This window comes from Pseudoduganella sp. jia 9, from assembly GCF_055502615.1.
The window spans coordinates 146,053-162,913 of sequence record NZ_JBUPWE010000005.1; the positions used below are offsets into that span (position 1 = coordinate 146,053).

Below are 16,861 nucleotides of genomic sequence, written 5' to 3' on the forward strand. Positions count from 1 at the left end.
CCGGCGCTCAGGCCGCGTCGTGGAAAATGATGCCCAGCGTATGCCGCCGCCCGCCGCGCAGGCGCGACACGCCATGCCGCATGGTGACGCGATACACGCCGCGCGTGCCGTTCACGGGGCGGTGGTGCACCGGGAAGATCACGCAATCGCCCTGCTCCAGCGGCACGACCTCGGCGCGCGACTGCATGCGCGGCCGCTGCTCTGTCAGCACGAATTCGCCGCCGGTGAAGTCGGCGCCGGGCCGCGACAGCAGCAAGGCCGCCTGCAGCGGAAAAACGTGCTCGCCATACAGGTCCTGGTGCAGGCAGTTGTAGTCGCCTTCGCCGTAGCGCAGCAGCAGCGGCGTGGGGCGGACCTGGCCGGCGGCATGGCAGCGTGCCAGGTAGTCCGCATGCCGCGGCGGGTAGCGTTCGTCGATGCCGAGCGCCGCATGCCAGCGGTTGGCGATCGCCGCCAGCGGGCCGTACAGCGCCGTGCGCAGCGCCTGCACGGGGTCCGGCAACGGGTAGCGGAAGTACTGGTACTCGCCGCGGCCGAAGCCATGCCGCGCCATCACGATGCGGCTGCGGAACAGGCCGGCGTCATCGTAGGCGGCCGCCAGCTGCGTGCACTGGTCCGGCGTCAGCAGGCCTGACACGCGCGCGCAGCCGAAGGCGTTCAGTTCCTCCTCCACGCATTGCCAGTCGACGCTCACTTCGCCCGCTCCCGCGCAACTTCGCGCTCAAGCTCCCGCTCCAGCAAGGCCTGCTTGCGTTCGACTCCCCAGCGGTAGCCGGACAGCGCGCCGTCGTTGCGCACCACGCGGTGGCAGGGAATCGCCACCGCGATCGCATTGGCGGCACAGGCGCCGGCGACCGCGCGCACGCTCTTCGGCGCGCCGACCATTGCCGCCAGCTCCGTGTAGCTGACCTTGCGGCCGGCCGGGATCGTGCGCAATGCCTGCCACACACGCTGCTGGAATGCCGTGCCGCGCACGTCCAGCGGCAGATCGAGCCCCGTTTCCGGCGCTTCGACCAGGCCGATCACCTGCGCCACCACGGCTTCGTAGTCGCGTTCGGCGCCCACCAGGTCGGCGTTCGGGAAGCGGTCCTGCAGCTCGCGCGCCAGCGCCTCGGGATCGTCGCCCATCAGGATCGCGCAGATGCCGACATCGGTACTGGCAACCAGGATGGCGCCCAGCGAACACTGGGCGATGGCGAAGCGGATCGTGGCGCCGCGGCCGCCGCGGCGGAACGCGGTGGGCGTCATGCCCAGCGCTTCGCGCGAGGTGGCGTAGAAGCGGCCGCTCGAGTTGTAGCCGGCCGCGTAGATCGCCTCCGTCACCGACGGCTGTTGCGCCGGGCCCGCCAGGTTGTCGCGCATGCGCTCCTTGCGCCGCGCTGCGGCGTAGGCTTTCGGCGTGATGCCGGTCTGCGCCTTGAAAATGCGGTGCAGGTGGAAGCGGCTGATGCCGCTGGCCGCGGCCAGCGTGGCGAGATCGGGTTCCTCGTCGGCCGCGTCGATCAGCCGGCACACCTCGGCCACCAGGGCGGCATGGCGTTCGGCCAGCGGCGGGCCGTCGGGCTTGCAGCGCAGGCAGGGCCGGAAGCCGGCCAGCTCGGCCTCGCGGGTACCGGCGTGGAAGGCGACATTCGTGCGCAGCGCCGGCCGCGCGCCGCACGACGGCCGGCAGTACACGCCGGTGGTGCGCACGGAATAGACAAAGCGGCCATCCGCGGCCGCGTCGCGCCCCTGCACGGCGGCCCAGCGCGCCTCGTCGGTATCGAAGGCCGGCGCCAGGGCGGTATCGAGGGTGGGGTTATCCATGGAAGGCTCCTTTCAGCATTGTATGCCGCCATGATAGGCAGCGGCGGCATGGCCGGCACCCTGCCGCTTGCTTTTGAATTCACTCTGGCTGCTAAAATGCCGCGACCATGGCGCAGAGGAGCAGGAACTTGGAAGCACGGCATGATGCAGCGGGCACGCCCATTTTCCAGCAGATCAAGGATTTCCTGATGGCGCAGATCGCCGCCGGGCACTGGAAGGAAGGCGACGTGATCCCGTCCGAACAGGCGCTGGTGAAGCAGTTCGGCGTGTCGCGGATGACCGTCAACCGCGCCGTGCGCGAGCTGACGGCCGAGGCCATCCTGACGCGCCGCCAGGGCTCGGGCACCTACGTGGCGCCGCAGAAGGTGCAGGCCACGCTGCTCGAGATCCGCAGCATCGCCGACGAGATCCGCGCGCGCGGCCACACGCACCGCAGCACGCTGCAGCGGCTCGACCAGGGCCCCGCCCACGAGTTGCTGGCCAAGGGTTTCGAACTGCCCGCCGGGCACACGCTGTTTCACTCGATCATCGTTCATTATGAAAACGGCGTGCCGATCCAGGTGGAGGACCGCTGGGTTAATCCGCAGGTGGCGCCTGATTACCTGGTGCAGGATTTCACGCGCATGACGCCCAGCGAATACCTGCTGGCGACGGCCCCGCTGCAGGCCGCCACCTACAGTCTCGAGGCACTGGCGGCGCCGCGCGACATTGCCGACATGCTGGCGATGGATGCGCGCCAGCCCTGCCTGGTGCTGCGCCGGCGCACGCGCTCGGCCGGCAAGGTGGCATCGCTGGTCACCATGTGGCATCCCGGCCACCGTTACCAGTTCGCCGGCAGCGTCGCCACCGGTGCGCACGCCTGAGCGCGCCGGTCGTTGTATATTCCATTGTTCGCTGAATACCGATCCGGCCGCGTTGGCCGACTTCACGAAAGGAAGCCGTTGCCGTCCCATCCTGTCCGCCCCGCACGCCGCCGCCTGCTGCACCTGGCCGCATTGCTGCTGTGCGCATGCGGCCCGGCATTCGGGCTGGAGCGGGTTACCGTCCAGCTGAAGTGGCGCCACCAGTTCCAGTTTGCCGGCTACTACGCCGCGCAGGACAAGGGTTATTACCGTGACGAAGGGCTCGACGTCACGCTGCTCGAGGCGCAGCCCGGCGAGGCTCCGGTGCGCGCCGTGCTGTCCGGCCAGGCCCAGTACGGCATCGGCAACAGCAGCCTGCTGCTGCACCGTGCCGCGGGCAAGCCGGTGGTGGTGCTCGCCTCGATCTTCCAGCACTCGGCGGCCGCGCTGATCGTGCGCCGTGCGCCGGACGGCACGCCAATCCATTGGACCGGCGCGCGCGTGATGCTGGCGCCGGGCAACGACGAATTGCAGGCCTACCTGCTGCGCCAGGGCGTCAAGCTGACCGACCTGAAACTGCAGACGCACAGCCAGCGGTTCGACGATCTGCTGGACGGCAAGGTCGATGCGATGTCGGGCTATATCACGGACGTGTCGTACACGCTGGGCCGCACAGGTGCGCGCTACGACGTGCTGTCGCCGCGCGCGGCCGGCATCGACTTCTACGGCGACAACCTGTTCACCACCGAGGAAGAACTGCGCGAGCATCCGGAACGGGCACGCGCGATGCGCGCCGCCACGCTGCGCGGCTGGCGTTACGCGATGGCGCACCCCGAAGAAATCGTCGACCTGATCCGCGCCCGCTACCCGCAGGGCCATTCGCGCGAGCACCTGATGCACGAGGCGCGCGAGACCGCCAAGCTGCTGGAGCAGGCGCTGGTCGAACCCGGCTACAGCAATCCGGTGCGCTGGCAGGCAATCGTCAATACCTATATTACGCTGGGCATGTTGCCGCGCAGCGTGCCGCTCGACGGTTTCCTGTACCGCGAACCCGCCCCGCGCCCGCCCTGGCCATGGATCGCGGCCGGCACGCTGGCGGCGCTGCTGGGTGGCGCGGCGCTCTGGCGCCTGCGCGGCACCCGCGCGCAGCCCCAGCTGGCACCTGCCGCGCCGGCCGCGGCACCGGCACCGCTGGCCGAGCGCGCGCTGGACGCCGCCTGCGAAGCCGTCTGGGAATGGCACCCGCAAAGCGATGAGGTGCGGCTGTCGCCCCGCGTCGGCGAGCTGCTCGGTTATGGCACCGATGGCTTCGCACCGCGCGACCGCGAAGCCTGGCTGCAGCATGTGCATCCGGACGACCGCCTGCAGCTGATACACGAGATGTCGCGCATCGGCCTCGATCCCGTCGACGACACGTTGCTGGTGCACGAATGCCGGATGCGCTGCCGCGACGGCAGTTTCCGCTGGACCGTGGTGCGCGGCCGCGTGACCGAACGCAGCGGCGTGCTTGCCGTGCTGGCGAGCGGCACGCTGGGGCCGGTGGGCGATCGCGCGGCGGCCGAGCGGGAACGCTTGTCCGCGGTGCTGGAGGCCATGCCCGGAGGCATCCTGGTGGCGGACCGCGCCGGCCGCGTGAAACAGGTGAATCGCGCCGCCGCCGGCTGCTTCGGTTACCAGGCCGGCGACATGGCCGGGCTGTCGATGGAGCTGCTGGTGCCGGAAGTGATGCGCAGCGCGCCCGGTCTGACGCGCGAGCTGTTCTCGCGCCCGAACCTGCCGGGCCGCGTGCTGACGGCGCGGCGCGCCGACGGCGCCCATTTCCCGGCCATGGTGCACCTGGCGCCGATCGAGATGGCGGGCCAGGGCCTGTCGGTGGTCTCGGTGCGCGACATGACCCAGCGCCAGCGCACCGAGCAGGCCCTGCACGCCAGTTCCGAGCGCTACCGCCTGATCGTGCAGACCGCCACCGAAGGCATCTGGATGCTGGACGCCGGCAATCGCACGTCGTTCGTCAACCCGACGATGGCGCGCATGCTGGGCTACGAGCCGGACGAGATGGTGGGCCGGCCGATGAACTCCTTCCTCGACGAGGAAAGCGTGGCCCAGCTGGTACGGCAGAACCAGCGCCGCCGGCCCGGCGAGGTGGAACAGGGCGATGCCCGCTTCTACCGCAAGGATGGCTCGTCGATGTGGGGCCTGGTGTCGACGACGCAGATCCATGCCGACGATGGCGAGTACGCCGGCACGCTGGCGATGATCTCCGACATCACCGACCGGCGCCTGGCCGAGGTGGCGCTGCGCAACTCGAGCCAGCGCATGGCCTCGGTGTTCAATGCCGTCACCAACGGCCTGGTGGTGCTGAACAGCGAAGGCGTGATCCTCGAATGCAATACGGCGGCGGGCCGCATGCTGGGGCCGGCGGCCGCCAGCGGCGCGCGGCTGTGGCCCGGCATGCACGAGGACGGCCGGCCGTTCGCCGCCGACCAGCATCCGGTGCTGCGCGCGCTGGCCAGCGGCCGCTCGGTGCGCGACGTGGTGATGGGGGTCACGGCCGACAACGGCAGCACCTGCTGGCTGTCGGTGAATGCGGAGCCGATGCGCGACGAACTGGGCGCCGCGACGATGGCGGTGGCCAGCCTGACCGACATCACCGAACGCAAGAACAGCGCCGACGCGCTGCGCCAGGGCGAGCAGCGGCTGCAGGAAATCATCCAGATGATGCCGATCGGCCTGTTCCTGAAAGGCCCGGATTGCCGCATGCTGCTGATGAATCCCGCCTGCGAGCGGCAGTTCGGCTACACGATGGCCGACCTGCACAACGGCACCTACGCGCACCTGCACACGCCGAAGGAGCTGGTGGAATTCGCCCGGCGCGACCGCGAGGCGTTTGCGCGCGGCGAGCAGATCGATTACGAGGAAACGCTGTTCAATCCGGCACTGCGCCAGCACCTGACGCTGCGCACGTTCAAGAAGCCCGTGTTCGACGAGCATGGCGAGCCGGTCTACCTGATCTGCATGTCGATCGACATCACCGAAGGCAAGCGGCAGGAACAGGCGCTGCGCGAGCTGAACGAGCACCTCGAGGAGCGCGTGGCGCAGCGCACCGAGCAGCTGGACCAGGCCAAGCAGGTCGCCGAGGAAGCCAGCCAGGCCAAGGGCCAGTTCCTGGCCAACATGAGCCATGAAATCCGCACGCCGATGAACGGCGTGATCGGCATGGCACACCTGGCGCTGAAGACCGATCTCGATCCGCGCCAGCGCGACTACCTGGAAAAGATCCGCTTTGCCGGCGAACACCTGCTGGGCATCATCGACGACATTCTCGATATTTCAAAGATCGAGGCGGGCATGCTGGAGATCGAGCAGACGGAGTTCGCGCTGGACCAGGTCATTGAAACGCTGACGACGCTGGTGGCGCCGAAGGCGACCGCGAAGGAACTGCGCCTCGACATCGCCATCGATGCCGATGTGCCGCCCAGGCTGCGCGGCGATCCTTTGCGGCTGGGCCAGGTGCTGATCAACTACGCCAACAACGCGATCAAGTTCAGCGAGCACGGCACGATCGGCCTGCGCGTGCGGCGGCTGGCCGGCGGCGACACGCATTGCCTGCTGCGCTTCGAAGTGAGCGACGAAGGCATCGGCATGACGGAACAGGAAATGAGCAGGCTGTTCCAGTCGTTCCAGCAGGCCGACCCCTCCACCACGCGCGCCTATGGCGGTACCGGTCTCGGCCTGGCCATCTGCAAGGAACTGGCGCAGCTGATGGGGGGCGAGGTCGGCGTCACGAGCACGCCCGGCGCCGGCAGCACGTTCTGGCTCACCGCCCAGCTGGGCATTCCCGGCGCGTCCGACGCGCTGCCGCCGGTGCCGGCCGCCGAACCGGCATCGCTGAAGGGCGCCCCGCTTCAGCATGCGCATATTTTGCTGGTCGAAGACAATGCCTTCAACCAGCAGATCGGCCTGGAGATGCTGGAGGAAGCGGGCGCCGCGGTACGGCTGGCCGGCAACGGCGCCGAGGCGCTGGCGGCACTGTCGGAATCGCGCTTCGACTGCGTGCTGATGGATGTGCAGATGCCGGTGATGGATGGCCTGGAAGCGACCCGCCGGATCCGCGCCGAGGCGCGCCTGGCCGGGCTGCGCGTGCTGGCAATGACGGCCACCGCCACCAGCGACGAACGGGAACGCTGCCTCACGGCCGGCATGGACGACTTCATCGCCAAGCCGATCCAGCCGGCGCTGCTGGTGCGCACGATCGCGTCGTGGCTGCCGGAGCGGCGCGTGCATGCCGCCCGCGGCGACGGGGATGAAAGCAACGGCGATGGCGATGGCGGCGAAGGCGGCGAAGGTGCCGCCCAGCGCCGGCCGCACGGCGCCCTGGCCGGCGACCCGGCGGTCGTCGACCTTTCCGTGCTGGCCCAGGTGCTGGGCTACCAGCCGGACAAGATCCGCAACTTCGCCTTCAAGTTCCTGCAGTCGGCCGAGGCGGGCCTGGCGGAACTGGACGAGGCGCTGGCCGCCGGCGACATCGGCCGCATCCGCGAGCTGGGCCATCGGCTGAAAGCGGCCGCCCGCACCGTGGGGGCGATCGGCATGGGCGACCTGTGCGAGCGCATGGAAGCGCTGCCGCCGGCCGGCCCGGCGGCGGAACGGAGCGCCTGGGCACTGATCGGACAATTCCGCCCGCTGCTGGGGCAGATCAGGGAATACATCATGAACCACACGACCATTGGCGAGACCCGATGAATTACGCGCTGCGCATCCTGCTGCTGGACGATGACGTCTTCATGCTGGAACTGCTGAAGGACATGATTGGCGGCCTGGGCTATTCCTGCGTGCGCGCCGACACCGAGGCGCGCAGCGCGCTGGCGGCACTGCCGGCGTTCCGGCCCGACCTGCTGGTCTGCGACCTGTCGCTGCCGGAAATGGATGGCATCGAGTTCCTGCGCGCCGTGGCCGAGCGGGGTTTCACCGGCAGCGTGATCCTGCTGTCGGGCATGGACAGCGGCATCCTGCGCGCGGCCCGCACGCTGGCGACGGCACAGGGATTGACGATCCTGGGTGCCTGCAGCAAGCCGCTGTCGCGCAGCGCGCTGGCCGGCCTGCTGGAGGCCGCCGGCGGCGGACCCGCCCTGCTACACGGCGACAGAAAATAGGTTATTATTTGATCCATCCCCGCTTGATTCCCTCTTGCAAGTCTCGTTATCCGCGCTGTGATTGACTGCGATTAACGATCTGACTTGACATGAGCTTGACATTGAATTGTTGCGCGACGGCTCCATCTCCCAGTCATGGGCTTGGCAGGCCGGCAGGTGGACCTCAGGGCAGAGGCACCGGGCGCGCCAGGCGAACTTAATCTGATCCCGAAAGGGGAAAACAACATGAGCGAAAACATCAAACACATCACCGACGCGTCGTTCGAAGCCGACGTGCTGAAATCCGACCGTCCCGTGCTGGTGGACTTCTGGGCCGAGTGGTGCGGTCCATGCAAGAGCATTGCCCCGATCCTGGAAGAAGTCGCCAAGGAATATGACGGCAAGCTGACCATCGCCAAGCTGGACGTGGATGCCAACCAGACCGTGCCGGGCAAGTTCGGCATCCGCGGCATTCCCACGCTGATCCTGTTCAAGAACGGCGTGCCGGCTGCCCAGAAAGTAGGCGCCATGGCGAAAGGCCAGCTGACCTCTTTCATCGACAGCAATATTTGAGTAATATAGGTGGTGTTGCGCCCGCAACACCACCTGCCTGGCCGGGACCGAGGCATCCGCCCCCCGAAAATTTATAGCCCACGCAGTTCCCTCCCCTACCTTACTTTCCCGTCACGGGACACTCAAACACCTATGCATCTATCTGAATTAAAGGCCTTGCACGTTTCGGCGTTGCTGGAAATGGCCATCAGTCTGGATATCGACAATGCGGCCCGCCTGCGCAAGCAGGAGCTGATGTTCGCGATCCTGAAGAAGCGCGCCAAGTCCGGCGAGCAGATCTTTGGCGATGGCGCCCTGGAAGTGCTGCCGGACGGCTTCGGCTTCCTGCGCTCGCCGGACGCCAGCTACATGGCGTCGACCGACGACATCTATATCTCGCCGTCGCAAATCCGGCGCTTCAACCTGCATACCGGTGACTCGATCGAGGGCGAGGTGCGCACGCCGAAGGATGGCGAACGCTACTTTGCACTGGTCAAGGTGGACAAGGTCAACGGCGAATCGCCGGAAGCCTCGAAGCACCGCATCCTGTTTGAGAACCTGACGCCGCTGCACCCGAACGAGCCGCTGCGCCTCGAGCGCGAGATGAACGGCGCCGAGAACATCACCGGCCGCATCGTCGACCTGATCGCGCCGATCGGCAAGGGCCAGCGCGGCCTGCTGGTGGCGTCGCCGAAATCCGGCAAATCCGTGATGCTGCAGCATATCGCGCACGCCATCACGGCCAATCACCCGGACGTGACGCTGATCGTGCTGCTGATCGACGAACGCCCGGAGGAAGTGACCGAAATGCAGCGCTCGGTGCGCGGCGAAGTCGTCGCTTCCACCTTCGACGAACCGGCCACCCGCCACGTGCAGGTTGCCGAGATGGTCATGGAAAAGGCCAAGCGCCTGGTCGAGATGAAGAAGGATGTGGTCATCCTGCTGGACTCGATCACCCGCCTGGCCCGCGCCTACAACACCGTGATCCCGGCCTCGGGCAAGGTGCTGACCGGCGGTGTGGACGCCAATGCGCTGCAGCGCCCGAAACGCTTCTTCGGCGCCGCCCGCAACATCGAGGAAGGCGGCTCGCTGACGATCATCGCCACCGCCCTGATCGAAACCGGCTCGCGCATGGATGACGTGATCTACGAGGAATTCAAGGGCACCGGCAACATGGAAGTGCACCTGGAGCGCCGCCTGGCCGAGAAGCGCGTCTACCCGGCGATCAACCTGAACAAATCCGGCACGCGCCGCGAGGAACTGCTGATCAAGCCGAACGAGCTGCAGAAGATCTGGATCCTGCGCAAGCTGCTGTACTCGATGGACGAGATCGAAGCGATGGAGTTCATCCTCGACAAGATGCGCGCCACGAAGACAAACACCGAGTTCTTCGACATGATGCGCCGCGGCGGCTAAACAAAAAGTTGCTGCAAAAATGGGGACGGACCCTGTTTTTCAGGAAATTTCTTGGAAAACAGGGTCCGTCCCCATTTTCATGGCAACGATTGGTGTATAATTTTCGGCTGTTTTTAACCCTGGCAAGTGATCGGCAATCGGGTCGAGAAGCGGTTGGACCGCCGAAGTGCCGTTTGGCTACCAAACTTTATAGAGAAGCATTATGAAGAACGAAATTCATCCGGATTACCGCGAAGTTGTTTTCCACGACCTGTCCTGCGACTTCAAGTTCGTGACCCGTTCCACGATCCAGACCCGCGACAAGATCACCCTCGACGGTAAAGAGTACCCGCTGGTCAAGATCGAAGTCTCGTCGGAATCGCACCCGTTCTTCACGGGCCAGCACAAGATCGTCGACACCGCCGGTCGCGTGGAAAAGTTCCGCCAGAAGTTCGGCAAAGTCGGTTCCAAGACCGCCGTCTCGCAGGGCTAATCGCCTCGCGCATGAAAAAAGGCAGCTGCGGCTGCCTTTTTTTATTGTTATCGCCGATACTCCTGTTTCCAACGTCAGCATGACCGATTAATGAAGCCAGTACGCCTTCCCGCCTCCGCCGTCCTTGCCCTGCCCCGCTGGGCGCTGTTTGCCCTGGCCATGCTGTACATCCTGCCGGGCCTGATCGGACGCGAACCGTGGAAGAACGACGATGCCGCCAGCTTCGGCATCATGTGGACGATGGCGCACGGCACCTGGCAGGACTGGCTGTGGCCGAACATCGCCGGCATGTCGGTGGCCGAGGAAGGCCCGCTGATGTTCTGGCTGGGTGCGCTGTGCATCAAGCTGTTCGGCGGCCTCGTCGGCGATGTGCTGGCGGCGCGCATCGCCACCATCGGGGTCTTCCTGCTGGGCGCGCTGTCGCTGTGGTATGCCACCTTCAACCTGGGCCGGCGCCCCGAAGCGCAGCCGCTGAAACTGGCCTTTGGCGGCCAGCCCGAGCCGGACGACTTCGGCCGCACGCTGGCCGATGCCGCGCTGCTGATCTACCTCGGCTGCCTGGGCTTCCTGCAGCACAGCCATGAAAGCACCTCCGAGCCGCTGCTGACGGCGCTGCTCGCGCTCACGCTGTACCGTTCGGTGCGCTACATGGAAAAGCCGTGCTGGCGCAATGCCGCGCTGATCGGCCTGGCCCTGGGCCTGATGACGCTGACACGCGGCTGGGTACCGCCCGTCTTCGTGCTGGTGGCACTGTTCATCTGCACGCGCTTCCTGTCGATCCCGGCCGGCAAGGCGCTGCCGCACCTGCTGGCCTCGCTCGGCGTGGCCTGCGCCGTCACGCTGCCCTGGCTGGTGCCGGCTCAGGCCACGCAGCCCTATGGCCAGTCGCCGCTGGCCGCCTGGAACACGTGGAACATGGCCCAGCTGGCGCTGCCGAGCCTGCGGCCGCTGCAGATTTTCTTCCGCGACGGCGTATGGTTCTTCTGGCCTGCCTGGCCGTTCGCGCTGTGGGCCGCCTATGCATGGCGCCGGCAGAACAACCTGCTGCACATCGTGGTGCCGACCACCTTCGTTGCCGTGTCGATGGTGATGCTGCTGATGCACCCGGCGCCGGAACATGCCCAGTTGCTGGTACTGCTGCCGCCGCTGGCGATCATGGCCGCGTTCGGCCTGCTGACGGTGCAGCGCGGCGCGATCAATGCGATCGACTGGTTCTCGGTGATGGTGCTGACGCTGTGCGCGGCCATGCTGTGGCTGTTCTGGTATGCCCAGCTGACGGGCTGGCCGCCGAAGCCGGCCCATAACGTGCTCCGGCTGGTGCCCGGCTACGTGCCGGAAGTGAACTGGCTGGCGCTGATCGTGGCCGGCGCGGCCACGTTGGGCTGGTTCCTGCTGGTGCAGTGGCGCGTTTCGCGCCGTCCATCGGTGCTGTGGCGCGCCGTGGTGCTGTCCTCGGGCGGGGTGATCCTGATCTGGATCCTGTGGATGACGCTGTTCCTGCCGCTGACCAATTACAACAAGAGCTACGCCACGGTGGCGCGCCAGGCCGCGGCGGTGCTGCCGCCGGATACCGATTGCGTGACCAGCAATGCCGGCCCGGCCCAACGCGCCTCGTTCGCCTATTTCGGCAAGCTGCCGTTCAACAGCGTGGATCGCGCGCAGTGCCGGTTGCTGCTGTGGCAGGACTACACGCGCGGTGTGCGGAGCGACCCGTCCGGCAACTGGACGCTGCTGTGGGAAGGCCGCCGCGTCAGCGAGCGCAGCGAGCGCTTCCGCCTGTTCCGCCGCGCCACGCCGTGACCACCCTGCGTTCCAGGATGGCCGCTGTCGCCCTGGCCACCCTGGCGGCTTTCACCGCCTCGGCACTTTTCGCCGCCCTGCCAGCCAGCGCCGCGGCCCCGGCGGCCAAGCCCGTTAGCGCGGCGCCGACGGCCTGGCCGCACCTCGTCATCACCGGCGAACACACGCCGCCGACCAGCATGCTCGTCGACGGCAAGCCCGCAGGGCGCCAGACCGACAAGGTGCGCCAGATGCTCGAGCGGGTGGGCGTGCCGCACACGATCGAACTGCTGCCCTGGAAACGCGCTTATATGAAGGCGCAGCGCGACGCGCATACCTGCGTGTATTCCACCACTCGCACCGCCGAGCGCGAAGGCGCCTTCAAATGGGTGGGCCCGCTCGTGCAATCGGACTGGGTGCTGATGGCGCGCGCCGACCGTTCGCTGCGGCTGCGCACGCTGGAAGATGCCCGCCCGCTGCGCATTGGCACCTATGCCGGCGACGCCCGCGACGAATTCCTGCGCAGCCGCGGCTTCAACGTGGAGGCGGTGCCGAACGATGCCGTCAATCCGGAAAAGCTGCTGCTGAACCGGATCGACCTGTGGGCCGTGGCCACACGGCCGGAAATCAACATGACGCATCAACTGAGCCGCAATGGCCAGCTCGTGCCGGTGCTGGTCTTCAACCGCGTCGGCCTGTACCTGGCCTGCCATCGCAGCGTGCCGGACCGGCTGGTGGAACGGATGAACGGGATGCTCGACACGATGCGCCGCGACGGCTCGCTGGAGCGTATCGACCGCCGCTACGATGCAGCGCAATCATCCTTGTAATTCAGGCTAGACAGACCGTAATTAACAGTTGCAAAACCTGTTGTGCATCCAGATTTTTTCTTCGGGAAACTAAAGACAAAGCTTGTGGAGCCCGGTATAGTCCACATATACGCTACGTTGCCGCTCGGCATTAAAGACCGCCTACAGGTCATCATATACAAGCTGCCGCCCAGGCAGCGCCCATGCCCCGCCCAACAACACTCCGGCAGTGCCACATTCGCGTGCCGGATCCCAGCTGGTGCAGATGCGCCCTACAACCGCGCATCGAGCTTCCCGCGAACGACCATCATCCGTGTATCTGTAATCGTTGAGTCTGCCACATGTTCAATCTCTATAAACTTCAGCTTGCGCTCAAGAACACCTGGGTGCGCCTCGCCCTGGTCGTGCTGGCTGTCGCAGCCGTGGTTTTCGCCGTCATCCGTACCGAAGTGGCGCAGGACACCAGCCCGGTGGTCCGCTCACAGAACATTTCGGAAATCACGGCCCTCGTGGGCCAGCGTGCACGGCTCGATTACCTGCTGATCGCCCGCCCGCTGTCGGATTCGCCGCGCTATATCTACAAATTCAAGGATTCGCCCCAGCTGCACGTGGTGAAGGTGCCCAGCACATCCCACCTGAGCCTGGAACGCGAAGTGCTGCTGCGTAACAGCCTGCCGTACGCGATCGCGAAAGAAGATTACCTGTCGAAGCACAAGGCCGTGCTCCTGGACGACGGCGGCACGATGGCCACCGTCGGCGCCTTCCTGAAGCGCCATGCATTCGACATCTTCCTGGTGACGCTGCTGCTGTTCGTGCTGAAGTTCGGCATTCCCGGCATGGGCGGCGCTTCCGCTGCGGTGATCACCCCGGACAAGCTGAAGGGTTCGATGGACGACCTGATCGGCATGGAAGACATCAAGCAGGAAGTGCTGCACCTGGAAGACATGATCCGCAACCGCGCGGTCTACAAGCAGCACAACATCGACAAGCCGTTCAACGTGATGCTGACCGGCCCCGCCGGTACGGGCAAGACCAAGCTGGCCGGCTACCTGGCCAAGCGCCTGGGCTACCCGCTGATCTCGGCTTCCGGTTCGGCACTGGAATCGGGCTACATCGGCGGCGGCTCCAAGTCGCTGAACGCGCTGTACCGCAAGGCAGCCGCACGCGGCAACTGCATCATCTTCCTCGACGAAGCGCAGGCGCTGTTCATGCCCCGCGGCCGTGGCGAGAAGAAGTGGGAAGACGATACCGCCAATACCCTGCTGGGCCTGCTGGACGGCGTGAAGAGCGACGAGGGCAAGGGCGTGATCTGGGTGGTGGCGTCGAACTTCGACGACAACAATTCGCAGATGGACGAAGCGATGCTGCGCCGCTTCTCGGTGAAGATCAACTTCCGCCTGCCGAACAAGCAGGAACGCAAGGAACTGCTGAACTCCTTCCTGAAGCGCAAGGAAGACGGCCTGGTGGACTGGAACGACATGAACCTGGACCAGGTTGCCGAGATCACCCAGAACCTCTCGCCGGCACTGCTGGAAACCGTGGTCGACCGCGCTTCGCTGCTGTCGATCCAGGACAAGGTGGTGATCAACACCGACCTGATGTTCCGCGCCTTCGAACGCGCCACGATCGGCCTGACCGACCGCGCCACGACGGCCGAGAAAACCCGCCAGCGCGAGCGTATCGCCTTGCACGAACTGGGCCACTTCTTCATGCAGATCGATCCCTACCTGCGTGCCGGCATGTCGCTGGATGAAGTAAAGGAAAAGTCGCACCTGCTGAAGATCAGCACGGAATCGGTGTCGAAGCTGAATGCGCTGGGCTATGTGCTGTCCGCCGGTGACGACATGTCCCTGCGCACGCTGGAAGAACTGGAACGCGATGTGATGCAGCTGTACGGCGGCGTCGCGGCGGAAGAGCTGTTCTACGGCGCCCGCGGCATCTCGGTGGGCAGCCAGAACGACATCCAGAAGGCGACCTCGATGCTGCACACGATGGTCAACAGCCTGTCGATGTATTCCCGTTCGAAGCTGGACTACAGCCAGTTCAAGAACGAGATGAGCGGCGAGCACACGCTGGTGCAGGTGGAAGCCAAGGCGGACGAGTTGTACAGCGAAACACTGAAATCGATCGGCGATTACCGCGCCGTGATGGAATCGCTGAAGGACGTGCTGATGGAGCGCTACGTTCTTACCAAGGACGACGTGTTCGCGCTGCTGCACGAACGCCTCGATCCGGCACCGCTGCGCCTGGCAGCGTAAGCGCCAGTCTCCAGGTACCAGATACGACAAGGCCCGCTGACGCGGGCCTTTTGTCGTGTGATGCTCATTGCATCAGCGACGCGCGATCATCTGCACATTCGTCTGGTTGGCGGCCACGCGGGCATCCGCCAGCCGCTCGAAGCCGTTGATCGTCACTTCGTCGCCCTGTTCGCGGAAGGTCAGCTCGGCACCGCTGTCTGTGACGAAAGCGCCGGGGCCGACCGCGCGCAGGCGGGTCGATGCAGATGGCTGGGCGCCGCGCTCTTCACGCTGCAGCTCGCGGTAGGTGCCTTTCAGCTGCACATAGTAATGGTTGCCGCGCTGGGTGAACTGGGCCACCTGGCCGTTACTCAGCGTGTAGGCATTGGCGAACTCGTTGAATTCGCTGGAACCCAGCGTGTACGACTGGCGCGGCGCCGTGACGGCAACGCTGGGCTGGTCAGCCGGGGCCGGGGCCTGGGCCTGTGCCGAGAACGGAGCCAGGATGCTGAGGACGACTGCTGCTGCGCCGATAAACGATTTGTTCATGTGAATCTCCGAAGTTGTTTGCCAAGGTGGTCACCGCCTCTTCTGTAATGTGCGGCGACGTATGCAAGGTAACAAAGACAACTCCGGGAGGGCAGCGGGAAGCGATGAAGCGTAGAAAACGCGGGATGAAATGCATGGCGCCCCGGATGGAACGCGCACTGCGCGAAAATGACGAGAACTTGTCTATATAAGCTGCAAGATGGGCGCTGGATCGAGGAAAAACGGCCTGGCGCACGGTGCTTCGTGGAGCTAACGCGCGGCTGCTAACGCCACGGATCAGCTCATGGCCAGCCGTACATGGAAGAAGGCATTGGCCGTCAGGCGTCCCGTGCGCGGATCGTTCACCATCAGTTCCGGGGTGTGCAGATCGCCTGAGTGAAACAGCCCGCCATTGTAGAAAATCGCCCGGTTGTAGCGCGGCGGTATCGTCAGTATTTTCTCGAAATAGCGGGTCGAACCGATCGCAAACGTGGGCGGCGCATCCGCGGCCGCCACCTTGCCGGATTGCTCCTGGCGCCTCAGCTCCTGCAGCATCGCCGTGATCTCCGGCATTGGCAGGCGCGGCTTGAAAAAGCTGGTGCCGCCGTGACGCTCATCCTTGAAGAGATACAGCACCATCGCCGCCCTTTCCTCGCCCACCGGCAGGCCCGCGGTGTCGCGGTGCGGCACGCGCTGGCCCGGCAGCACCTGGTCCGGGCGCTGCGTCACCAGCGACAGCCGGCTCAGCATGCCGACCACCCGCCGCACCTTGAGCGGCGCGCGGGCATGCAGGAGGAAACTGTCGTGAATGCGTGCCGCCAGGGCGCCGCCCAGCGGCAGCTCCGGGCCGGGGTAATAATTACCCGGCTGCTTCGCGAAAAACGCGTGGTTGCTTGCCGCGAAATCGACCAGTGCCTCGGGCTCGAGCATGAAGTCGTCGATGACGACGCACTGGTGCCCGTCGAAGATCGGCACGACGCTGACCTGCGGGTTCGGGTTGAGCAGGGGCAGCGGATCGCCGGCTGTACCGGGCGGTTGAGGCAGTGGCGATGCGGTCATGATGATGGGCTGGGCGGCGCGAAGGGGAAGACGTACTAGGGAAACTACCGGTAGTGACATGATACCTATCGAAGCCCCGCCGACATATGGGAAAGCCGGAAGATGTGGCAAGACTGCGTCGCACCTTCCAAGCGGTGCGCCATGACCTGGCAGCGCAGCGCATCGCTGGCGGTCATCTGATCGCATTCCATCCTCCCCTACTGCGCAGCCTGGGGAACATCTCCATCTG

At 65.9% G+C, this 16,861-nt stretch carries 13 protein-coding genes; 9 read left to right on the plus strand and 4 right to left on the minus strand.

Going from position 1 to position 16,861, the window contains the following annotated elements; all coding sequences use genetic code 11:
• Window positions 1–7: 7 nt before the first annotated feature.
• Both ACY34H_RS07085 and ada read right to left on the minus strand, forming a co-directional pair.
• Window positions 8–694 carry a 2OG-Fe(II) oxygenase gene (locus ACY34H_RS07085; protein WP_464976785.1) on the minus strand — a complete coding sequence of 229 codons (687 nt, stop codon included), beginning with the start codon at window positions 692–694 and terminating at the stop codon, window positions 8–10.
• Window positions 691–1,806: a bifunctional DNA-binding transcriptional regulator/O6-methylguanine-DNA methyltransferase Ada gene (gene ada / locus ACY34H_RS07090; protein ID WP_464976786.1), complete on the minus strand. Its 1,116-nt coding sequence runs from the start codon at window positions 1,804–1,806 to the stop codon at window positions 691–693. Before ada ends, ACY34H_RS07085 begins: the two co-directional genes overlap by 4 nt.
• 128 nt (window positions 1,807–1,934) lie before the next feature.
• Here ada and hutC point away from each other — a divergent pair, with 128 nt between their 5' ends.
• The 9 genes from hutC (at window position 1,935) to ACY34H_RS07135 (ending at window position 15,066) form a co-directional block, all read left to right on the plus strand.
• Window positions 1,935–2,669 (plus strand): histidine utilization repressor, encoded by a 735-nt coding sequence (gene hutC, locus ACY34H_RS07095; RefSeq protein ID WP_464976787.1) that lies wholly within the window; start codon window positions 1,935–1,937, stop codon window positions 2,667–2,669.
• Window positions 2,670–2,747: 78 nt separating this feature from the next.
• Window positions 2,748–7,391: a PAS domain S-box protein gene (locus ACY34H_RS07100; RefSeq protein ID WP_464976788.1), complete on the plus strand. Its 4,644-nt coding sequence runs from the start codon at window positions 2,748–2,750 to the stop codon at window positions 7,389–7,391.
• A complete protein-coding gene (locus tag ACY34H_RS07105; protein WP_464976789.1) occupies window positions 7,388–7,801 on the plus strand; it encodes a response regulator in 414 nt (137 codons plus the stop codon). The genes ACY34H_RS07100 and ACY34H_RS07105 overlap by 4 nt, the downstream gene beginning before the upstream one ends.
• A gap of 225 nt (window positions 7,802–8,026) precedes the next feature.
• On the plus strand, window positions 8,027–8,353 hold the full coding sequence (trxA, locus tag ACY34H_RS07110; protein ID WP_107140476.1) for a thioredoxin TrxA: 327 nt from the start codon (window positions 8,027–8,029) through the stop codon (window positions 8,351–8,353).
• 132 nt (window positions 8,354–8,485) lie between these two features.
• Complete coding sequence (rho, locus tag ACY34H_RS07115) at window positions 8,486–9,748, plus strand: transcription termination factor Rho (protein WP_130187463.1); 1,263 nt, start codon at window positions 8,486–8,488, stop codon at window positions 9,746–9,748.
• A gap of 202 nt (window positions 9,749–9,950) precedes the next feature.
• Entirely contained in the window at window positions 9,951–10,220 is a 270-nt protein-coding gene (locus tag ACY34H_RS07120; RefSeq protein ID WP_464976790.1) for a type B 50S ribosomal protein L31, read from the plus strand.
• Between the two features lie 90 nt (window positions 10,221–10,310).
• On the plus strand, window positions 10,311–12,020 hold the full coding sequence (locus tag ACY34H_RS07125; RefSeq protein WP_464976791.1) for an ArnT family glycosyltransferase: 1,710 nt from the start codon (window positions 10,311–10,313) through the stop codon (window positions 12,018–12,020).
• A complete protein-coding gene (locus tag ACY34H_RS07130) occupies window positions 12,017–12,829 on the plus strand; it encodes a substrate-binding periplasmic protein (protein ID WP_464976792.1) in 813 nt (270 codons plus the stop codon). Before ACY34H_RS07125 ends, ACY34H_RS07130 begins: the two co-directional genes overlap by 4 nt.
• Before the next feature lie 320 nt (window positions 12,830–13,149).
• A complete protein-coding gene (locus ACY34H_RS07135) occupies window positions 13,150–15,066 on the plus strand; it encodes an AAA family ATPase (protein ID WP_464976793.1) in 1,917 nt (638 codons plus the stop codon).
• A gap of 72 nt (window positions 15,067–15,138) precedes the next feature.
• On the opposite strand, the gene ACY34H_RS07140 is transcribed toward ACY34H_RS07135, so the two are convergent.
• Window positions 15,139–15,594 carry a hypothetical protein gene (locus ACY34H_RS07140; RefSeq protein ID WP_464976794.1) on the minus strand — a complete coding sequence of 152 codons (456 nt, stop codon included), beginning with the start codon at window positions 15,592–15,594 and terminating at the stop codon, window positions 15,139–15,141.
• Window positions 15,595–15,870: 276 nt separating this feature from the next.
• Entirely contained in the window at window positions 15,871–16,632 is a 762-nt protein-coding gene (locus tag ACY34H_RS07145; RefSeq protein ID WP_464976795.1) for a DUF6445 family protein, read from the minus strand.
• Window positions 16,633–16,861: the final 229 nt, after the last annotated feature.